Raw genomic sequence first — 20199 nt, forward strand, 5'->3', positions numbered from 1 at the left:
TCGACCAAGGTGAACAGGTTGAGAGCCTCTATGTTCTTCAATATAGGCGACTTCATTGAATTCTTTATGTGTATCAAGTCCGATAAAAAGTATGCTATGTTTGTTCATGTTAGCCTCTGCTGTTTAGTTAATTGACAAACTAATTATGGCTCTGGCTTTGAATTAAGCTAACCCACGAAAAGCGGAGGCTAACACCGTGTGGGAGTCATTATGTCTAGTTTTCTATGAGTATGATTCGAGTATTATTTTTCAATTTAATTTTTTTATCAGTGGTGACAATGGCAAATGATAAACCAGCCGACTTAACTGACGAGCAATGGAACAAGTATCTTGAGCATAAAGCCTCGTGGGAAAATATGCTTAAAGAACGATACGAGAATGAATTAAAAATTAATCCACCTGAACCACCATGGATTAAGTTTCCTAATTACCATCCAACAGATATGTTTTGGCGAATGGGTCAAGGTGAAGATTACTTAGTCGACTATTTCGGTTTGTATTTTAAGTATGCTCCAAAGTCAGACTTAAAGGCTTATAAGCAAAAATATCCTGAGCACAAAGATTGGCTTGGGACGTATGAGAGCTTCAAAAACTAACAAGTCAATCAAAAGGACGCAAAACGCTTGGCTTGCGCTCCTTCTTCGCTAATTATAGCCAAGCATTTTTTGCCTATTAATATGGGCGTTAGCTCTCTAAATGGATTTATCAAATCATGCACTTTAAACTAGCTCTTATATTATTATTTTTGCCGTTCTCTTCGGTAGCCGAAAAACTAGTTAGAGTGACATTTGATGAAACTACTATTTGTTACCCTAAATCTTACTCACCAAATACTTCATTCATGGATTCAATATTGGCTCCTATAAAAGGTGAGTTGGACGACTCAGCAGGGCAACAATTAGTGTATATTCCTGCTCAACGGATAAAGAATAAGGTGCCTGAGTATTCTTTAAGTCATGCGAACGAGTACAACCCGAAAGTGATGCATGACGTAAACGGAATTATTTACCCATTATCGACAATTGATATTAATGGGCTCAGCGATAATGCATGGAATATCCATCAAGAAATTGAAAAGCCAATAATATATAAAGATCCAAAAACTGACTTTTTTAAAGTATTCACTTTCAAAAAAGAAATAGGGCCTTGGCACCTTGTAAAGTCAGCTCCAGTTAAAAACTCAAATAAACAAAAAGCTAAAGACTGGTATATTGCCTTTTGTGGTAAATTAGCTGGCTCATACAATTGTAAAGTAAACGTTGTGTACAAAGATATAGTGTATAACTATAGCCTTAACGAACATAACGTATCGCTGCATAAACAAGTTCAAGCGGCTTTGTTGGAGGAAATTAAATCTTGGGAAAATGCTTGTCCCGAGAGCTAACAAGTCGTTCAAAAGGACAAAAAAACAGTTGGCTTTTGCTCCTTCGTCGCTAATTTTAGCCAACAACTTTTTGCCTCTTAACGAGGCGTTAGCAATACATGAATGTATGGAGTAAGAATGAAGTTTGATGCTATAAATTTTAAAGATAAGTTCTCGAAATTTACTGAACACTGGTCTCCGCGTGTTGTTGCAGAAATGAATGACTATCAATTTAAGTTAGTAAAAGTTGAAGGCGAATTTGTTTGGCATGATCATCCTGATACAGATGAAGTATTCATCGTTTTGGAAGGTATCCTTAATATAGAATTCCGTGACGGCATCGTGACCCTAAATTCGGGTGAAATGTTTGTAATTCCAAAAGGTGTAGAGCATAAACCTGTTGCTAACAGTGAATGTAAAATCATGCTTGTTGAACCTAAAGGAGTCGTTAATACCGGTGATTCAGGTAGCGAGCTAACGGCTGAAAATGATGTTTGGGTGTAAAGTACAGCTAACAAGATTTTAAAGCGGGACTGCTAACAGTTTGCTCGGTTTCGCTTCGCTACACATTTTAGCAAACTGTTATCAGCCCCTTAAATGGGCGTTAGGGCACCTATTGAGCATGGATGAATTTTCTAAAGAAGTAGAATTAAAGTTTAATTCTCGCTTCCCTGAATGGGAAGAATATGGTTGCCAGACAACATACGAAGGGGTCACAATTTTCGAAGCAAAAGTTCCTTGTCCAAGTGGTGACTCAGATGATCTTTTGATTCTTGATACATTTAACGAAGAAGTCACAGTTTCATTCGATGCTTATCATGCGCATTTTGATGACTTTGGAAATAATGAAGCTTACGATGATGCTCTGGAGTTTATTTTACAAATTACTAGTGATGAATGGGCTATTGTTAGTTATTGGTTAAATGAACAATTGAATGGTTCATCTCTATTAAAAGTAACTGACTTACCAATTGATAACTCTGAGTATCCAGCATCAAATAAAATAAAGATAAAATCGTGGTCTAGCAGTTTTGATCAAGAAATTTTAATCCAAGGTTTGTGCTAACGGAGCCCTAACAAGCCACTCAAGCAGGACAAATAACAGTTGGCTTTGTTCGCTTCGCTCTCTATTATAGCCAACTATTATTTGCCTCTTAGTGGGGCGTTATATGCCTAATTTAAATTAGAAGGATCTCTTAATGTCTATGACTTTGTATGTGATTTTGTCACTCAGTGATGTCCCAAACACAGACTCGCTTAACGAATTATCAAAAAAATTAAACGTACCGGTTTATTACTCTGAAAATGTGGATTTCACAAAGCATACAGGCTTTCTTCCTGTCAAATTGAATGATGAAGATTCTGGTGTGGAAACTTATATGTCTCCTTTATCAGAGTTTTCAGACTATTTTCCTAGTTTTGATTCTTCAACATATCAGGAACCTGTAGTAATTACTTTTAGGTGGGGTGGAGACATGAATGAAATGATTGTGGCGTTGAACTCTGCTTATCTAATTGGGTGTGAAAAGGAATCCATTGTATTTGAGCCTCAAGGTGGTACTTTTCTAACTAACGAGCAAGTTAAAGAAGGCGCCGTTGCAATGTCCAACGGCATATAACAAGTGCATCATGGTGGGAATTTACTCGCTGGAAAGCGCTCCTAAAATCCCTATATGCAAAGCGTTATGCATAGGTGAGCCATGAAGCACATATTCACTTTAACGCCATAATAAACAAGACACCCATCTAAAATTTTGCACTTTTCGAACTTGAAGGCTAGCCTTCGCCATAATAAACAAGACACCCATCTAAAATTTTGCACTTTTCGAACTTGAAGGCTAGCCTTTATTTAGTGCAAAAAACAAGCAGGGTGTCTTATGGCAATCGCAAGAAAGCGTCAAGTAAGTTTGGTTGATACAAAATACTATCACTGTATTTCACGTTGCGTGCGTCGTGCTTTTTTATGTGGTGAAGACCGTTTTACTGGTCAATCTTATGAGCATCGACGAGGCTGGGTTGAAGACAAACTGCTTAAGTTAGCTAAGGTATTTTGCATTGATGTCTGTGCTTATGCTGTTATGAGTAACCACACGCACTTAGTGTTGTATGTTGATGATAAGAAAGCGAATAGGCTAAATGATAAAGCGATTATTATTCGCTGGCACAAGCTGTGTAAAGGCACTGTACTTACGCAAAAATACATAGAGGGCGAAAAGCTAAGTAAAATAGAACTCATATTTTTTAATCAAACAGTAAAAGAATATCGAGAGCGCCTATCAAGTCTTAGCTGGTTTATGCGGTTGTTAAATGAAAACATTGCTCGCAGAGCAAATAAAGAAGATAACTGCACTGGACGGTTCTGGGAGGGTAGATTCAAATCGCAAGCATTACTAGATGAAGCAGCCCTTGCGGCCTGCATGGCGTATGTCGATTTAAACCCTATTAGAGCTAAAATGGCTAACACTCCAGAGGATTCAGGCCATACCAGCATCAAACAGCGTATAACGTATGCAAAGGATGGTAAACAACCAAAACAACTACAGCGCTTTTCAGGCATGCCACGTAAGATAATGCCAAAAGGACTCCCGTTTGAACTTAGATCGTACATTGAACTTGTTGAATTAACAGGACGTTGTATACGAGAAGACAAGCGCGGTCATATTGATAATATGAACCTTCCTTTGCTAGAAAGGGTGAATATATCTTTAGAAAACTGGTTAAAGCTTACAACCCAATTTACGCGCGTATTTCATGGCGCAGTGGGCAGGCCAGCCTCACAAGAAGGTTATTGTGAAAACTTAAACCGAAAGCGCCGAGCGAATATCAGTAACTGCGAAAAGCTACTAGCATAAAACTTAAACTATTCAGTAATAAATCACAACTGCACCATGCAGCCATTTTCATGCGTGCAATTTAGATTTAATAGGCTAATGACTTATTTAATGGATGAAATGGAAATAACCTGGTGTAGTGATTTTGGCCACTACTTACATACAAAACTTATATAAAACACAGCGGGGCTTTTTTATGCCTTAGTTTTATTAAAAACGCCCAATAATGTTAAGCTATATAAAATTTAATTACTTATTATAGCAATGGCATTTTATCTTCCTCTATTACAGTCTCGTTTTAAACATATTGAAGTTGGCGATACACTAACATCGCTTTGGAGTGGGTGTGGCAGTATTGTAGAGTGCATGCTTGATGATGAGTCATGTGTTGTTAAGGCTATTAAAATACCACGATACATACACCATCCTAAAATTAAGCAGAGCGAATTTGCACTAAAAAGAAAACAGCACTCTTATAGCGTTGAATATAATTTTTATAAGCGTTACAGCCCGTTTTTACCTAGCACAGCAAAAAGCATCGAATGTATAAGTGCTATCAATAACGTTGATGAATATGCGCTGGTGTTTAAAAACTTTACCCAACATGGGTTTGCTCAAGCAGGGTCACAACATGTTCAAGCTATATTAAAGTGGCTGGCAAACTTTCATGCGTTTAACTTAAATAAACCTGCTAACGGGTTATGGCAGCAAGGTAATTATTGGCATTTAAGCACACGACCCGATGAGTTTAATAAATTAAATGAACACGACGATAAAAAGTCCGATATTAAAAGTGCTGCACATAAAATAGATAAAATACTGCAAACATCACACTACAAAACGCTGATTCATGGCGATGCTAAACTTGCCAACTTTGCAGCTAATGAGCAAAGTGAAATACTAGGGTATGACTTTCAATATGTGGGGGCTGGGGCAGGGATTATAGATGTAATGTACTTTATGACCAGTTGCTTTAATGATGAGCAGCTCCATGATAGTGCAGATGAATATTTAGCTTATTATTTTACGCATTTAAAAAGTGCGCTTACAATTTACCAGCCAGCTATTAATGCTGATGATGTTACTGCTCAGTGGCAAAAATTATGGCCGTTAGCATGGGCTGATTTTTATCGCTTTTTAGCAGGGTGGAGCCCTGAACATTTAAAAATAAATAGTTACATGCTTAAGCAGGTAAACACCTCGTTAGCAGGTAACATTTAATAAACACAATGGATAGATGGTTTGCATAAATATCAATCAAATCAATGAATTTTGGCACGATCTATGAAATCTTTGCTAAAACTACAGGTCAAATGACCTTTTTTAATATAAAATACCGCAAATTCTTGTATCAGTAGGTTTATATCATGGCTATTCACGTTATTTCTCACCCTCTTGTTCAACATAAATTAGGCCTAATGCGCGCGCATGGTATTAGCACTAAAAGTTTTCGTGAATTATGTTCTGAGGTAGGTACATTATTAACCTACGAAGCAACTAAAAACCTACAGTTAGAAGATAACGAAATTACAGGTTGGGATGGCAACAAGTTAAAGGTTGAGCACATTAAAGGTAAAAAAATTACTGTAGTGCCAATTTTACGCGCAGGCCTTGGCATGATGGATGGCGTAATGCAGCTTTTACCAGCAGCTAAAGTGAGTGTTGTTGGCCTTGAACGTAATGAAGAAACACTTGAACCAGTTCCATATTTTGAAAAGTTAGTTGGCAATATTGATGAGCGTTTAAGCTTAGTGATCGACCCTATGCTTGCAACGGGTGGCTCTATGATTGCGACAATCGATATGCTTAAAAAAGCAGGCTGTAAAGATATTAAAGTAATCGTGCTTGTTGCAGCGCCTGAAGGTGTTGAAAAAACACTAACAGCTCATCCCGATGTTGAAATATTTACTGCATCTGTAGATAGCCACTTAAACGAAAAGGGTTATATTATCCCAGGTTTAGGTGATGCGGGTGATAAAATATTTGGTACTGTTTAGGAGTATTCAGTGCAAAAAAATGACACTTTTTCGATAAAAACTATTTTAACTGGCGCGCAAATGCTGTTTGTTGCATTTGGTGCGTTAGTATTGGTGCCGCTTTTAACTGGCCTTGATCCTAATGTTGCACTTTTTACTGCCGGCATTGGTACGTTACTGTTTCAGGTAGTGACTAAAGGCCAAGTACCTATATTCTTAGCCTCATCATTTGCTTTTATTGCACCTATTATTGCTGCAGTTCAAATGTGGGGTGTACCAGCTACTATGGGCGGCTTAATGGCTGCAGGTTTTGCTTATATGCTTTTAAGCTTATTAGTTAAGTTTAAAGGAGTAGCAATGCTTCATAAAATTTTACCGCCAGTGGTTGTAGGCCCAGTAATTATGGTGATTGGCCTTGCACTTGCACCTGTTGCTGTAAATATGGCAATGGGTAAAAGTGGTGACGGTAGTATTCAAATTATTGATTACAACAGCGCTATTTATATTTCATTGTTCTCGTTAGTGGTTACACTTATTTTTGCTGTGTGGGGTAAGGGTGTATTTAAGCTTATTCCTATATTAGCAGGCGTTGTAGCGGGTTATTGTTTATCGCTTGCAATGGGTGTTGTGCAATTTGATGCGGTAACTAACGCACAGTGGTTTGCTGTACCAAATTTCACATGGCCAGAGTTTAAATGGCAAGCTATTTTGTTTATGGTGCCAGTAGCAATCGCCCCAGCTATTGAGCATATTGGCGACATGATGGCTATTAGCCAAGTTACCAATAAAGACTTTTTGAAAAAGCCTGGACTTCACCGTACTTTATTTGGTGATGGCCTTGCTACTTCTGCCGCATCGTTATTTGGTGGCCCGCCTAACACTACATACTCAGAAGTTACGGGCGCTGTCATGCTTACTAAAAACTTCAACCCAAAAGTAATGATGTGGACAGCTGTGATCGCCATTATTTTAGCCTTTGTTGCTAAAATGGGCTCTGGTTTACAAACCATACCTGTACCGGTAATGGGCGGAATTATGATCTTACTGTTTGGATCTATTGCTGTAGTAGGTTTAAATACGTTAGTTAAGTCGGGTGATGATTTAACCGCACCGCGTAACTTAAGTATTGTGGCGCTTATTTTGGTGTGTGGCATAGGCGGTATGCATATTGGTGGCAGCCAATTTAGCTTAGAGGGCGTTAGTTTATGCGCTATTTTAGGCATTGTACTAAACCTTGTATTACCTAAGGCGCAGTCGCAAGAGAGTTAATAGTGCACGTAAGTAGAAAACATTGCACCATAATAGCGCATTTTAAATGCGCTATTTTTTTAAGTAACTAAATTATATACAAAAATAATAATGGTCTAGTATCTGCATTTAACTCCCAGAACGCATTGTATGCAAAGGAGTTACTATGTCAGAGGCCAATATTGTGGATATAACCCCGTTTTTAACAAAACACCAACTGCCTTTAAAGTATCAATATTTAAGTGAACAATATTTTGTTCCACTTGCGCATGACATCCTAGAATCTAAAAAAACAAATACTCCTATTTTTGTTGCTATAAATGGATGCCAAGGCTCAGGAAAAACAACACTTGCGGATTTTTTAGTTACTTGGTTTTCTAAAAACACACCTTTTAATAGTGTCGCATTGTCTATTGACGATTTTTATTTAGCCAAACAAGCACGTGCTGAACTTGCAAGCGATGTACATCCTCTTTTTACTACTCGTGGTGTACCAGGTACTCACGATGTAGCCTTAATGAATAGCACAATTACTAATTTACTCGCTGGCGAGATAAACGTACCGCTTCCTCGTTTTAATAAACATGAAGACGACTGCGTACCTAAAAGCGAATGGGTTACAAACGACAAACCTGTCGACATTGTTATTTTAGAAGGCTGGTGTGTAGGCAGCGAGCCTCAGCCACCATTTTCACTAAGCGAGCCACTTAACGAACTAGAGCAGCAATACGACAAAGAAGGTGTTTGGCGTCGCTGTGTAAACAGCTGCTTAGCAAACGAATATAAATCTGTTTTTAGCTTAATTGACTATACCGTCATGCTTAAAGCGCCAAGTTTTACAGATGTTTTTACATGGCGACAAGAGCAAGAACAAAAGTTAATTGCTAAAAAAGGTGAGGGCTCGGGCACGATGAATAACGAGCAGCTGGTGTATTTTATTTCTCATTTTGAGCGCATTACTCGAGAAAATTTAAATACACTAAGCGCTAAAGCCAATGCCTTAATTGAACTTGATAGCAACCGCGATATTAGCGGTATGCACCTTACAAGTGACGACACACTACAGCCTATTATATTTACAGATTTAGATGGTACATTGCTCGACCATGCTGACTACAATACAAATAATATCAGTGAGTTACTGCAGCAATTACAAAGTGCTCACATTCCTGTTGTGTTTAATACTAGTAAAACATTTTGTGAAGTGGTTGAGCTTAAAAACGATTTAAATATTCAACAGCCTTTTATTGTAGAAAATGGTGCCGCGGTATTTATTCCAGAGGACTATTTTGAACTTAAGCCTATTGGTTGTAAAAAAATAGGCGCTTATTGGTGCTATGCACTAGCTAAGCCACTATCGAGCTTATTAAAGGATTTAGATACTTTAAAAAGTGATTACAAAGCGCATTATAAATTATTTAGTGATTTATCGAGCGAGCAAATATCTGAGCTTACAGGGCTCGATGATGCGCAAGCAAGGCGCGCCCAAACCCGCGATTATTCAGATCCCCTTTATTGGTATGGTGACGATGAGTTACTTAGCACCTTTGTACAAGATGTTAAAGCACTCGGTTACGACATAAAAATTGGTGGTAGATTTATTCATATTGCCAAAAATACCGACAAAAGCGCTGCGCAGCAGTGGTTAGTTAAACAGTTTACCCATCATTTTAGAAAGCCTCTCACGGTCATTGCACTAGGTGATAGCGATAACGATAAGCAAATGTTAGAGCAAGCAAATATCGCCATTATTATTGCCAATCCGGCCAGTAAAAAGCCGGTTAAATTGTCGCACAACAAAGCACGTTATTCTCAATCGCCAGCACCACTTGGGTGGATAGAAGAAATAACGTCGTTGCCGTGCATTAGCAGTATTTTAAGTATTTCTGAGGAGCAAACATCTCATGGCTGATTTTTATCAAAATGGCATTATTACAACACTACATAATATTGCCGATAGACCAATAGAAGATCTAGAACAAGAGCTACTTAGCTTTAGCAAAAAACGTCCAATGGGGTTAATACTCCCGTCTTTATTTAGTGAACTTGAAGGCCCTGCGCTGCAAAATATAGTAAGTGAACTACGTGATGTGCCTTACTTATCGCAAATAACCATTGGCTTAGATAGAGCAAATGAAGAACAGTATCGTCATGCACTTAGTTTTTTTAAAGAGTTGAATCAAAATCATAAAGTACTATGGAACGATGGACCTCGTTTAAAAGCACTTGATCAAGAACTGCAAGAACTTGGCGTTGCCCCAAGAGAGCTAGGTAAAGGCAGAAACGTATGGTATTGCATGGGTTATAAGTTAGCCACTGCTGAAGTTGAGTCAATAGCGCTGCACGATTGCGATATTTTAACCTACGATAGAAGCTTACTTGCGCGTTTAATTTACCCTGTAGCACACCCTCGCTTTAACTATGAATTTTGTAAAGGGTTTTACCCACGAACAGCAAACGGCAAAATTAACGGCCGCGTATCGCGTTTATTAGTTACGCCATTACTACGCTCATTTAAAACAATTTTAGGTAATACAGACTACCTTGAATATATGGATTCATTTAGGTATCCATTAGCTGGTGAATTTTCGTTTAGACGCGATGTATTAAATGATATTCGCATTCCAAGTGATTGGGGCCTTGAAATAGGCGTACTGAGCGAAATGTACCGTAACTATTCACATAACCGCTTGTGCCAAGTAGATATTGCCGATAACTACGATCATAAACACCAAGCGCTTTCACTAGATGATCAAAGTGCGGGTTTATCTAAAATGTCTATAGATATAACTAAAGCATTATTTAGAAAACTGGCTACACAAGGCGTTACTTTTACTAGTGAAACTATTCGCTCATTAAAAGCAACGTATTATCGTATTGGGTTAGACTTTATAGAAACGTATCATAACGATGCGCTTATGAACGGCTTAACGCTTGATGTACACCAAGAAGAAAAAGCCGTTGAAATGTTTGCGCAAAATATTATGGAAGCAGGTCAACACTTTTTAGAAAACCCAATGGAAGCGCCATTTGTGCCAAGTTGGAACCGTGTTGTATCAGCAATGCCAGACGTACTTGAGCGCTTAAAAGAGGCCGTAGAGCTAGATAACGAAGAATATAGTTAAAATTAAAACTAATAAAAAAAGGGGCGCATGTGATTTCAGTTAGCGATTTATTTTTACAACGAGTTGAGCAGCATCTTCATATTATTTACGAAGGTGTTGAACTGCCATTATCGGTTACTGAGCTTGCTCAGCAGCTTATTAAAATTATTTTAGGCAGTAATCCACTGCGCGACCCTACACCTCATACAAACCGATGGGATGAGCAAGATATAATATTAATTGCCTACGGCGACTCTATTATAAAACATGACGATAGTGAATTTGCTGTATCAAGCCCAATTGAAGCGCCGCTTAAAACGCTACATCGCTTTATTAAGGAGCGCTGTGATATGCAGCTTAATGCTCTGCATATTTTACCATTTTATCCGTACAGCTCGGACGAAGGCTTTGCGGTTATGAACTATGCACAGGTAAATGAATCGCTGGGTGATTGGAATGATATTCAAAATATAGCTAAAGACGTAAAGCTTATGGCAGATTTAGTTATTAACCATTGCTCGAGCAGAAGTGTATGGTTTGAAAACTTTTTAAACGACTTACACCCAGGTAAAGATTACTTTAAAACAGCCAGCTTAACGGATGATTTAAGCCAAGTGGTACGCCCGCGAACGTCACCGTTGTTAAATACGGTTACCACACCAAGTGGTGAAAAACACGTGTGGTGTACGTTTAGCCACGACCAGGTTGATTTTGATTTTGGTAATCCAGAAGTTTTAAAAGAATTTATTAGCATTATTCGCCATTATTTAGATAATGGAGTTCGCTTATTTAGACTCGATGCGGTTGCATTTTTATGGAAACAGCTTAATACCAATTGTATTAATTTGCCACAAACACATGAGGCAGTTAGGCTAATACGTACCCTGATTGAGCATACTGAGCCAAGCGTGGTAATTATTACCGAAACAAACATTCCAAACCAAGAGAACCTGTCTTATTTTGGTAATGCTAACGAAGCGCACAGTATTTATAATTTCGCCTTACCGCCATTATTACTACATACATTATTAAGTGGTGATAGCACAGCTATTAAGCACTGGATGATGAGCATGCCACCGGCGCAAAACGGTACGGCTTATTTTAACTTTATCGCATCGCATGATGGAATAGGGCTTAGACCCATTGAAGGTTTGTTACAACCCAGCGAAGTTGCTTCGCTCGTAAGTACCACTATGCAATTTGGTGGCAGGGTATCTATGCGAACCAGTAACGATGGCACACATACACCGTACGAGTTAAATATAGCGTTATTTGATGCAATGCAAGGTACGCACAATGGCCCAGATAAGTTTGGCCTAGAGAGATTTATGTGTGCACATGCCATTATGTTTGCACTAGAGGGGATCCCTGGGCTTTATATTCATAGTTTATTAGGTACTACTAACGATTACGATCGCTTTGAAAACTCACAGCATAACCGTGCTATTAACCGTCATCGCTGGCAAGAGTCAAAGCTACTCGCTGCAATTGGTGAGAAATACAGTCATCATCATAAGGTATTTAATGGTATTAAGAGCTTATTGGCAGTGCGCAAAAAGCAAAGTGCCTTTCATCCTAATGCGACACAGTTTACGCTGCATTTAGCGGGTGGATTATTTGGCTTTTGGAGGCAAAGTATAGACAGACGCCAAAGTGTATTTTGTGTTTATAACATTAGTGACAAACCACAAACACTCACATTAGCTGATTTAAACTTAATTAACACTCAGCAATGGTTTGACTTAGTCGCTGATAAAACAATTGAAGAAGAGCAATTAACAATAGAACTTGAGCCTTATCAAAGTGTATGGCTAAGCAATATAAAATAAGGCGCAATAATACCAATCCTCAAAATTGATCACTTAATTAAGAGGATTGATATAAAAAGGCTCGCAGTGCGAGCCTTTAATTTAATTAATAACGTTGTTACTAATTATAAGCTGTAGCTTAAGTTAATGTAGCCAAAGCGACCAATATTGTCGTAACTTGCACTACCAGCGCTTGTACCACGTGAACCGTACGGAAGTTTACGGTTAAATAGATTATCAACACCTACTTTAACGCCTAAGCCGCTATCGAAGTTATAACCAACAGTCATATCGGTAATAAAGTATTTACCGTAAGACATTTGGTTACTTGGGTTCGAGTTACTCGCAAGATCAACATTTGTGTATAAATCAACTTCGCTAATAAAGCGTGTTTCAACCGTTGAGAAAAAATTATCCATAGCATAAGTTACAGATAAGTTAGTTTGCCATTTCGCTTCGCCGGTTGTACCTGCGTACTCAATATATGAACTAGGATCATCCTGGAACGGGTAATCTTTACGTTCAATTAAATATGTACCAATTAAACGTGTTTTAAAGCTACCTTCAAGCGCTTCAAAGTCATAGCCTAGTTCAAAATCAACACCAGAAGCCTTTTGACCAGCTACGTTAAGTACTGAGTTTTGAATTAGTGAAATTTCGCCATTTGCATCGCGTGTAATCAAGTTACAGTATTGGTTGTCTATACCTGTTGCGCTGTCAACACAACGGTCAAGAATTTCTTGCGCGTCGATTGTGTCAATTGCATTTTCAAGGTCAATTTCCCAGTAGTCAATAGTTAGTACAGCATTGTCTAAAAATTCAGGTTGGTAAACAATACCTACCGTTGTGCTTGTTGACTCTTCACCTTTAACATCACGGTTACCGCTTGTTAAGCCATCTAAAGAGGCTGAGTCGTAACCTGAGTTAAAGTCACTTGCAACACCTAATGCAGCACAGTTTGCAGTGCGTGTTGCTGCATTTGATAAATTAGCTATGTTTTCAGCGCGACACGGGTCTTCTACATTGTAGAAAGTTTGGCTTGCTGCACCAAATACCTCACTTATGTTTGGCGCACGAAGTGCTGCAGATTGTGTTACACGTACACGTAGCTCATCATTAACTGTCCAATCAAGGCCTAGCTTCCAGCTAGTTGCTTCACCAATTGTGCTGTAATCAGCATGACGTACAGCGGTATCAAATACTAAATCTTGAATAAGCGGTAAGTCAGTTAAAATTGGCATTGTCGCTTCAAAAAATACTTCGCGAACATTAAACGAGCCTTTGTCTTCCCCTAAAGCGTTAAAAAACGTACCTTCTGCGTTATCAGGCTCTTTTGTTTCGCTTTCTTCTTTACGGTACTCAGCACCAAATGCAACACCTACATAACCTGCCGGTAACTCAAAAATAGCGCCATTAGCAAGTGAACCAGAAACAACCGTTTGCTTAATAGTTGAGGTACCAACCGATACCGTATTTATATAATCAATCGCTTGTTGAGATGGTGCGCCAAAACCCATGATATTTACAGGAACGCAGCCATCAGCTTGTGCAGCAGCGCTGCGACATACAACGTTGCCATCTGCATCTTCAACAGCATCAAGTGCATTAAAGTAGTTGGCTAAAATCATGTTAGCGCCGTTTTTACGCTCTAGATCTGTTTGGCCGTATACAACTGATGTATCTAATTCCCAGTCTTCAAACACAGTCCCTTTTAAGCCTGTAACAAAGCGTGTTGTTTCGCGAGTATTGTTTTCAACACGGCGTCCAAGGTCACTCATCATGCGGTTAACCATGATTGAGTCAACGCCTTCTTCTTGCATACGCGCTTTAATAGTTGGATCTAGGTAAGGGTTATCAATTTTAATGCTGTTTTCGTCATCAAAAAAGAAAAACGCAGGTTGACCTATGCTTTCACCTTGGCTGTTTACGTATTTAGCATCAAAGTAAACGTTTAAGTCGTCGGTCACATCGTAGTTAACTTTAAAGTTTACATTATAACGCTCAAACTCAGGTTGAATTTCTTCAAATTGGCCTAAGTTAAAAAAGTCACATTCTGCACATGAATATAAATCTGCGTTATTACCTATGTATAAGTCGCGTGCGCTGCTATCAGCGTTAAAGCTATTAATATACTTAGTTGGATCTTCAAGTGCATAAACGCCTGCATCATTGATGGCGTAATAACCTGCATTAGGTGTTAAAATATCGTCTGGGAAGTCCGCGCTATTTTTGTTCTCATCCGTTTGGGCTTGGTTAGGTAAGCTACTAAACGAAGTACTAGTCCAAGGGTGGTCAAGTGCATTTAATGAATCTTGGCCTGAGTACTCTATAGCGAAAGCTGCATTACCACGGTCGTTATCAAAATTAGAGCCGTACGAGAATGTTGCTTTTTCGTTGTTGTAGCTGTTTAAATCGGCAAAACCTCGGGTAACACTAAAATCCATACCTTCTATGTTGTCTTTTAATATAAAGTTCACAACACCTGTAACTGCGTCAGCACCGTATACAGCTGATGCACCACCAGTGATAATTTCTACACGCTCAACCCACACACTTGGAATGGTGTTTGTATCTACCGCTTGAGAGCCAGCTGAACTTGATACGTGACGCTTACCATTAACAAGTACTAAAGTACGATCTGTACCCATGTTACGTAAATCAAGAATGTTTAAACCAGCAGTACCAATAAAGCGGCCTGAGTTAGCCATAGAATATGTATTGCCAAGTGCTGGTAAATTGTTAAGCGCTTCACCAATGTTTACAGCGCCGGTATTAATTAGCTGCTCGCCGCTTATAACTGTTACTGGTGCAGGTGCAATAGCACCTTCACGTAAAATACGTGAACCCGTTACTTCAACGCGTTCAATTTTTGTCGCTTGCTCATCTTGCGCAAGCACTGAATTACTTGCTGTTGCAGCAGCAGTAATTAATGCACATTTAATGCTAGTAGAAAGTAAATTATGACGTTTCATGTGTTTCCCAAAGGAGATTTCTAATAATTAATAACAGTATTTCTTTTTACCGAATACAGTGTGTATTTGGTAAAAACCAATAACTTTTGTTATGAGGGCGGCGATTATTGCATGCTGATAATTTTATTAAAAGTAAGTAACTTACTGCTAAATAAGCAACTTGAAATATTCTTAATGGCTATTATTGTTTTTTTTACATTAGTTTTTGGGTGTACATAAAATGACTGTTTAAAGATAAGTTACATTGAGTATTTGTCATGTTTTTACATCATTTACATATTTATTGTTTTAATAATTTTTTAGCTGGTTTTTATAGCGTTTATTTTTTATTTAAAAGTATTTAACTAAATAAGTATTAAGCTAAGAAATAGGTGTTGGGTATTATGTATACACATTTGTTAGTATTGTGTACGTAAATAATGTTTTGAAATGTTTTTTATGTAAGGCTTTTTTTCCAAAAAAAGCATAGTTTGAATTTTTTTCATTATTAAAGACCAAAAAAACGTAGTTTTAATGTGTAAAGCCCCTTTACAGTTTTAATAGCCTTAATTGCTCCTTAAGTTACTTTGACACGTAAACTTGATACAATTTGGCTGTTTTCAATTAATAGGTTTGACCATGAAGTTTTTAGTTATTATTTTTACAATACTGTTTAGTACAAGCTCTTTTGCAAAGCAGGATGTCGATCTTGAAATCAATATGAAAAACACAGGGCTTGCATATAAGCAAGCAGTACAGGCTAGCGATTTAGCTGAGTTTAATACAGCAATTAATGAATTTATAAAGCTGGTTGAGGTAAGCAAAACAGCTAAATTTCATAAAGAGCCTGAGCAATCATTACAAGGTCTTGATAAGGTAATTACGCAAGCTAAGCTTGCTAAAAAAGCGGCTAACGAGCAGGGGCTTAATGCGGCTAAAGCGCCTTTAAAAAACATTGATAATTTACGTAAAAAATATCATGAATTACATGAGCCACCAGGGTTTTTTGAGTTATTATTTGGTTCATAGTTTAAATTTAGAATAAAAAGGAAAAACAATGGAAATTTCAGTTTCAATGTTAGAAGGTCAAAAGCAAAGTGCTAAATTTGGCGATTTAGAAGTAATAAGCGATCAAAGTGTAAATGCTGGGGGCAGTGCAGAGCATCCAGAGCCGTTCGATTATTTTTTAGTAAGTATGGTTCTATGTGCTGGCTTTTATGCGCGTAAGTTTTGTGAACAGCGAGATATCTCTACTAAGGGTATGACCCTTACTCAAAATAATGAAAATGTAGACGATAATGGTAAAAAGTTATTCTCGATTGAAATTAATTTACCTGATGGCTTTCCTGTTAAATATAAAAAAGCACTTATTGCGGCTGTAAATACCTGTACAGTTAAAAAGGTGATTCAAGCCGTTCCTGAGTTTTCGGTAGTGGTTAAATAACCATAAATAAAATATAAAAATACCGCAGAGGAACATATAACCCCGGCGGTATTGCTACAACAAATTAGTTACTACCTCTTCATACTTCTATTGCCTTAAACTAAGTTTTAATAATCAGTAAGTTATTTGAACTTACAATACAAAACCCAAAGCGCACCTAAGCATGAAAAAACCTATCAATCAGCTTTTTTAGCCGTAGATAGATTTTTAAAACGACGATTAAATTGTGCCACACGCCCATCAGTTGAGACTGTTTTTTGCTTGCCAGTGTAAAACGGATGCGAGTCGCTCGATACATCAATAGGAACATATGGGTAAGTATTACCGTCAATTTCTACCGTTCGATCTGTTTTAATTGTAGATCCAATAATAAAATACGAGTCGGCAGCGGTATCGTGAAAAGCAACCACTTGGTAATCGGGATGAATATTTGGTTTTATAATACGCCTCATTAAATGATATGTGATAATGTATCATTTAAATTTAACGTATTTAAATTTGCATTGCAAGTGTCTATGTTCCTCAAAAAGGCCGTAATTGCTGGCTAATTGCGCAAATAAATCAAAAAATAAGCACTTGGATCAAAAATGCTGGCTATTGCTGTTTAGGCTGTTATAACTATATTTGAGAGTTAAAAACGGTTAAAAAGTTATTACAGAGGTTATGTATGAGCGACGCAATACAACAAGAACAAATTGATCAAGGGGTGATGGAAACCCTTAGAGAGCGTGACCATAGTGCCTTAGCACAACAAGTAAATCCTTTAACATGCAATCATAACGATATTGTAGAATTACTAGCACGATATATGGCGCTTAGTGAGCAGGACGATGATGAGTTGTTTGACGACTGGTTTGACAACTTAACCAAGGAGCAACACACAGTGCTAAAAGTGTTTGAGGTTTACCGCGGCCAATATGAGCACCAAAATTAATTTTATTAAACTTTAGCGGTCATTTAAATAGTTTTATTTAGCCACTAAAGTTTTTAAATTTTGATGTACTTGGGCTAGCAGTTAATGCAAATTTAAAAACGTACTGTTATTAGTTAAATTTCATTTCAAGTTTTTTCATCTATCTAGCTATCTCATTTAAATTATTGCTATTTTTAAGTAATGCTCTAATTTTAAAGGGTTAGGCTATTCGTAGGCTATACAATTTAACGAATTACGGCTCTTACATATTCACCCAGTATATAAAAATTAATAGAACTAAAATGATTAAACCTGAAACTCCAAGTAACGAAATAGAGCGATTACGTGCATTGAGAGCGCTTAAAATTCTTGATACAGCACATGAGGAGCGTTTTGATCGTGTAACTCGTATTGCTAAACATTTGTTTAATGTATCTATCTCTTTAGTTACTCTAATTGACGAGGATCGACAATGGTTTAAATCAAGACAAGGCTTGGGTGTATGTGAACTTCCGCGAGAGTCTTCTTTTTGCGGGCACACAATTAATCAAAATGAATTGTTAATTATTCCTGATACCTCATCTGATGAACGATTTTTTGATAATCCTTTTGTTGTTGGCGATCCTAAAATTAGGTTTTATGCGGGCTTCCCCTTAAAGTTAAAACAGGGAGTGATTATAGGCACGCTGTGTCTTGCGGATGATAAGCCTAGAAACCTCAGCGATGAAGAAAAGCAGTTACTAAGAGATTTAGGCAGCTTAGTGGAGCAAGAAATACAATCTATTCAACTGGCTACAATCGATGAGTTAACTAAAATTTCTAATCGACGCGGTTTTTTGAGTCTTGCTGAGCACACCTTAAATAATTGTAAGAAAAATAAAGTATCTATGACTTTGATACTATTTGATCTTAATAAATTTAAGCAAATTAATGATGTATATGGGCACCACGAAGGAGATTTTGTCTTAACTAAATTCGCGCAAGTGATGCTAAGCTCATTTTGTGATTGTGAAGTAATAGGGCGCTTAGGTGGAGACGAGTTTGTAGTTATGTTAAGTGATTCAGGTGCGAAAAAAGCAGATGATGCTTTACTGTGTTTTACTAATGCGATTGAGCAAACTAATAGTATTTTAAATAAACCGTATAATATTGATTACAGCTTTGGAGTGGTAAATTTTACATATAATACTGATAAAACAGTCGTCGAGATGATTCAAGATGCTGATACTGCAATGTATAAACAAAAAAAGCAGTGTAACCCCTATTAAATAAAACCAAAGGGTAGAGCATGTTTAGCTTATATGCTGCGTGACAGCCAACTGATAGTAATTAATCACACAAAATAATTACACACACAACATAGTTACTGATTTGCTTAATACATATAGCTCAGCTGTAAATTTAACCTCAAAAAATAAGTAAACCCTGATAAGTTAGGTCTATCGTACTTAAATTTTATTTGGTATATAAAGTTTAAACTGAATTGTTATTTATTGCTGCAGCTATTAGTCACTAAAGAGACATTTGGGTTCCAAATTCTATCCCATATTTTACTCATACTTCTTAAATTAGAGCGCTGGCTTATTTTTTCAAAGTTACCCACGTTCACGCCTAAATCGGTTTTTTCTCCCACAACAAAGTTAAATACATAATTACACTCCATACCCATTCGTAAATCAGAAAGTATTATATTACTTTGCTGCTGACGTACGTTGTAAAAACCTTTAGTAAACCACTGCAAGCGTTTGATGCCCCAATCATTATTTATATCATCTAATAATGAGGTAGTGGTGTTATAGGCATTTATTGTTACTTCGTTTGGCTCATCAAATACCGACGCATATGCTACGTAGTATTGCCCATCAGACATAATAACTACACGCCATAACAATGTAGTGAGTGGCGCAGGGGTGCTTATATAATTGTTAACTTTTATTTGCCTGTCAGAAAGGGCCGTCGTTACTTTATCGTCAATAATTACTTTTAAAATGAGTGAACTACATAAATACATACTGCTAAGTACAAGCATTGTGGTGTTTATTTTATATGAACGCGCACTCGTTATTTTTGGCAATAATGTACAAGCTACACCAAATAATAAGGGCAGCGTATAGAGCGGGTCGACTATAAACATGTTTGAAATAGCAAAGGGGTGCTCAGTAAAAGGCCAAAGTAACTGTGTGCCATATACGGTTAAGCTATCGAGTAAGGCATGGGTAGATAAACACAAAAATACCAGCCAAAACCATCGTGTTTTATAAGCTTGCATGCCGGTGTGTATTTTTAAAATAAGCCAAACAATAAGTGGGCTTATTAATAAATGCATTAATAAAGAGTGGCTAAAACCACGATGGTAAGTAAACGCTTCTACAGGGCCGCCATAAGGTATAAATACATCTAAATCGGGTAAAGTTCCTAAGGCTGCTCCCCATAAAACGGCTTTGCGGCCCACTTTATTACCCAAAATAGCATGCCCTACAGCACTGCCTAGTACTATTTGCGTTAACGAGTCCATAGTGTCCCTTTGTATTTTAATACTGTTTATACTAACGTAAAGCCCA

At 37.6% G+C, this 20199-nt stretch carries 19 protein-coding genes; 16 read left to right on the forward strand and 3 right to left on the reverse strand.

What is annotated here, in order from left to right:
• Positions 1 to 278 precede the first annotated feature (278 nt).
• From ATS74_RS17755 to ATS74_RS17810, 12 genes are all read left to right on the forward strand, one after another.
• A complete protein-coding gene (locus tag ATS74_RS17755) occupies positions 279 to 596 on the forward strand; it encodes a hypothetical protein (RefSeq protein ID WP_082660687.1) in 318 nt (105 codons plus the stop codon).
• A gap of 116 nt (positions 597 to 712) precedes the next feature.
• Positions 713 to 1384, forward strand: a complete 672-nt coding sequence (locus ATS74_RS17760; RefSeq protein ID WP_058550199.1) for a hypothetical protein — start codon at positions 713 to 715, stop codon at positions 1382 to 1384.
• A gap of 117 nt (positions 1385 to 1501) precedes the next feature.
• The gene (locus ATS74_RS17765) at positions 1502 to 1867 is read left to right on the forward strand and encodes a cupin domain-containing protein (RefSeq protein WP_017040012.1); all 366 of its coding nucleotides are present in this window, start codon (positions 1502 to 1504) and stop codon (positions 1865 to 1867) included.
• A gap of 118 nt (positions 1868 to 1985) precedes the next feature.
• On the forward strand, positions 1986 to 2429 hold the full coding sequence (locus ATS74_RS17770; protein WP_058550200.1) for a hypothetical protein: 444 nt from the start codon (positions 1986 to 1988) through the stop codon (positions 2427 to 2429).
• Positions 2430 to 2562: 133 nt separating this feature from the next.
• A complete protein-coding gene (locus ATS74_RS17775) occupies positions 2563 to 2982 on the forward strand; it encodes a hypothetical protein (RefSeq protein ID WP_058550201.1) in 420 nt (139 codons plus the stop codon).
• A 258-nt stretch (positions 2983 to 3240) separates the two neighbouring features.
• Positions 3241 to 4215: a transposase gene (locus ATS74_RS17780; protein ID WP_058550202.1), complete on the forward strand. Its 975-nt coding sequence runs from the start codon at positions 3241 to 3243 to the stop codon at positions 4213 to 4215.
• A 243-nt stretch (positions 4216 to 4458) separates the two neighbouring features.
• Complete coding sequence (locus tag ATS74_RS17785; RefSeq protein ID WP_058550203.1) at positions 4459 to 5415, forward strand: kinase; 957 nt, start codon at positions 4459 to 4461, stop codon at positions 5413 to 5415.
• 146 nt (positions 5416 to 5561) lie between these two features.
• Positions 5562 to 6191, forward strand: a complete 630-nt coding sequence (gene upp, locus ATS74_RS17790; protein WP_058550204.1) for a uracil phosphoribosyltransferase — start codon at positions 5562 to 5564, stop codon at positions 6189 to 6191.
• Positions 6192 to 6200: 9 nt separating this feature from the next.
• Positions 6201 to 7439, forward strand: coding sequence for a uracil-xanthine permease family protein (locus ATS74_RS17795; protein WP_058550205.1), 1239 nt, complete (start codon positions 6201 to 6203; stop codon positions 7437 to 7439).
• 145 nt (positions 7440 to 7584) lie between these two features.
• On the forward strand, positions 7585 to 9330 hold the full coding sequence (locus tag ATS74_RS17800; protein WP_058550206.1) for an HAD-IIB family hydrolase: 1746 nt from the start codon (positions 7585 to 7587) through the stop codon (positions 9328 to 9330).
• A complete protein-coding gene (locus ATS74_RS17805; protein ID WP_058550207.1) occupies positions 9323 to 10543 on the forward strand; it encodes a hypothetical protein in 1221 nt (406 codons plus the stop codon). The genes ATS74_RS17800 and ATS74_RS17805 overlap by 8 nt, the downstream gene beginning before the upstream one ends.
• Positions 10544 to 10572: 29 nt before the next feature.
• Positions 10573 to 12351 (forward strand): sugar phosphorylase, encoded by a 1779-nt coding sequence (locus ATS74_RS17810; RefSeq protein ID WP_058550208.1) that lies wholly within the window; start codon positions 10573 to 10575, stop codon positions 12349 to 12351.
• 104 nt (positions 12352 to 12455) lie between these two features.
• Here ATS74_RS17810 and ATS74_RS17815 read toward each other — a convergent pair whose 3' ends face one another.
• Positions 12456 to 15302 carry a TonB-dependent receptor domain-containing protein gene (locus tag ATS74_RS17815; protein WP_058550209.1) on the reverse strand — a complete coding sequence of 949 codons (2847 nt, stop codon included), beginning with the start codon at positions 15300 to 15302 and terminating at the stop codon, positions 12456 to 12458.
• Positions 15303 to 15920: 618 nt separating this feature from the next.
• Here ATS74_RS17815 and ATS74_RS17820 point away from each other — a divergent pair.
• Together ATS74_RS17820 and ATS74_RS17825 are read left to right on the forward strand one after the other, a co-directional pair.
• On the forward strand, positions 15921 to 16310 hold the full coding sequence (locus tag ATS74_RS17820) for a cytochrome b562 (protein ID WP_058550210.1): 390 nt from the start codon (positions 15921 to 15923) through the stop codon (positions 16308 to 16310).
• Between the two features lie 28 nt (positions 16311 to 16338).
• On the forward strand, positions 16339 to 16725 hold the full coding sequence (locus ATS74_RS17825) for an OsmC family protein (protein ID WP_058550211.1): 387 nt from the start codon (positions 16339 to 16341) through the stop codon (positions 16723 to 16725).
• 176 nt (positions 16726 to 16901) lie between these two features.
• On the opposite strand, the gene ATS74_RS17830 is transcribed toward ATS74_RS17825, so the two are convergent.
• Positions 16902 to 17165 carry a type B 50S ribosomal protein L31 gene (locus ATS74_RS17830; RefSeq protein WP_058550363.1) on the reverse strand — a complete coding sequence of 88 codons (264 nt, stop codon included), beginning with the start codon at positions 17163 to 17165 and terminating at the stop codon, positions 16902 to 16904.
• Between the two features lie 227 nt (positions 17166 to 17392).
• Between ATS74_RS17830 and ATS74_RS17835 the strand changes: the two genes are divergently transcribed.
• The gene (locus tag ATS74_RS17835; RefSeq protein WP_058550212.1) at positions 17393 to 17659 is read left to right on the forward strand and encodes a hypothetical protein; all 267 of its coding nucleotides are present in this window, start codon (positions 17393 to 17395) and stop codon (positions 17657 to 17659) included.
• A gap of 281 nt (positions 17660 to 17940) precedes the next feature.
• Positions 17941 to 18906: a sensor domain-containing diguanylate cyclase gene (locus ATS74_RS17840; protein ID WP_058550213.1), complete on the forward strand. Its 966-nt coding sequence runs from the start codon at positions 17941 to 17943 to the stop codon at positions 18904 to 18906.
• A 218-nt stretch (positions 18907 to 19124) separates the two neighbouring features.
• Here the strand turns inward: ATS74_RS17840 and ATS74_RS17845 are convergent, their stop codons facing one another.
• Positions 19125 to 20153, reverse strand: a complete 1029-nt coding sequence (locus tag ATS74_RS17845; RefSeq protein WP_058550214.1) for a metal-dependent hydrolase — start codon at positions 20151 to 20153, stop codon at positions 19125 to 19127.
• Positions 20154 to 20199 lie beyond the last annotated feature (46 nt).

It is taken from the genome of Pseudoalteromonas sp. H103 (genome assembly GCF_001469205.1).
Taxonomy (GTDB): domain Bacteria; phylum Pseudomonadota; class Gammaproteobacteria; order Enterobacterales; family Alteromonadaceae; genus Pseudoalteromonas; species Pseudoalteromonas carrageenovora.

Excerpts from the sequence above, each read along its gene's own strand:
- ATS74_RS17845 (WP_058550214.1), bottom strand. The coding sequence starts at position 20,153 with ATGGACTCGTTAACGCAAATAGTACTAGGCAGTGCTGTAGGGCATGCT.
- ATS74_RS17805 (WP_058550207.1), top strand. The coding sequence starts at position 9,323 with ATGGCTGATTTTTATCAAAATGGCATTATTACAACACTACATAATATT.
- ATS74_RS17765 (WP_017040012.1), top strand. The coding sequence starts at position 1,502 with ATGAAGTTTGATGCTATAAATTTTAAAGATAAGTTCTCGAAATTTACT.
- ATS74_RS17775 (WP_058550201.1), top strand. The coding sequence starts at position 2,563 with ATGTCTATGACTTTGTATGTGATTTTGTCACTCAGTGATGTCCCAAAC.
- ATS74_RS17760 (WP_058550199.1), top strand. The coding sequence starts at position 713 with ATGCACTTTAAACTAGCTCTTATATTATTATTTTTGCCGTTCTCTTCG.
- ATS74_RS17825 (WP_058550211.1), top strand. The coding sequence starts at position 16,339 with ATGGAAATTTCAGTTTCAATGTTAGAAGGTCAAAAGCAAAGTGCTAAA.
- ATS74_RS17785 (WP_058550203.1), top strand. The coding sequence starts at position 4,459 with ATGGCATTTTATCTTCCTCTATTACAGTCTCGTTTTAAACATATTGAA.
- ATS74_RS17770 (WP_058550200.1), top strand. The coding sequence starts at position 1,986 with ATGGATGAATTTTCTAAAGAAGTAGAATTAAAGTTTAATTCTCGCTTC.
- ATS74_RS17780 (WP_058550202.1), top strand. The coding sequence starts at position 3,241 with ATGGCAATCGCAAGAAAGCGTCAAGTAAGTTTGGTTGATACAAAATAC.
- upp (WP_058550204.1), top strand. The coding sequence starts at position 5,562 with ATGGCTATTCACGTTATTTCTCACCCTCTTGTTCAACATAAATTAGGC.
- ATS74_RS17820 (WP_058550210.1), top strand. The coding sequence starts at position 15,921 with ATGAAGTTTTTAGTTATTATTTTTACAATACTGTTTAGTACAAGCTCT.
- ATS74_RS17815 (WP_058550209.1), bottom strand. The coding sequence starts at position 15,302 with ATGAAACGTCATAATTTACTTTCTACTAGCATTAAATGTGCATTAATT.
- ATS74_RS17800 (WP_058550206.1), top strand. The coding sequence starts at position 7,585 with ATGTCAGAGGCCAATATTGTGGATATAACCCCGTTTTTAACAAAACAC.
- ATS74_RS17755 (WP_082660687.1), top strand. The coding sequence starts at position 279 with ATGGCAAATGATAAACCAGCCGACTTAACTGACGAGCAATGGAACAAG.
- ATS74_RS17840 (WP_058550213.1), top strand. The coding sequence starts at position 17,941 with ATGATTAAACCTGAAACTCCAAGTAACGAAATAGAGCGATTACGTGCA.
- ATS74_RS17835 (WP_058550212.1), top strand. The coding sequence starts at position 17,393 with ATGAGCGACGCAATACAACAAGAACAAATTGATCAAGGGGTGATGGAA.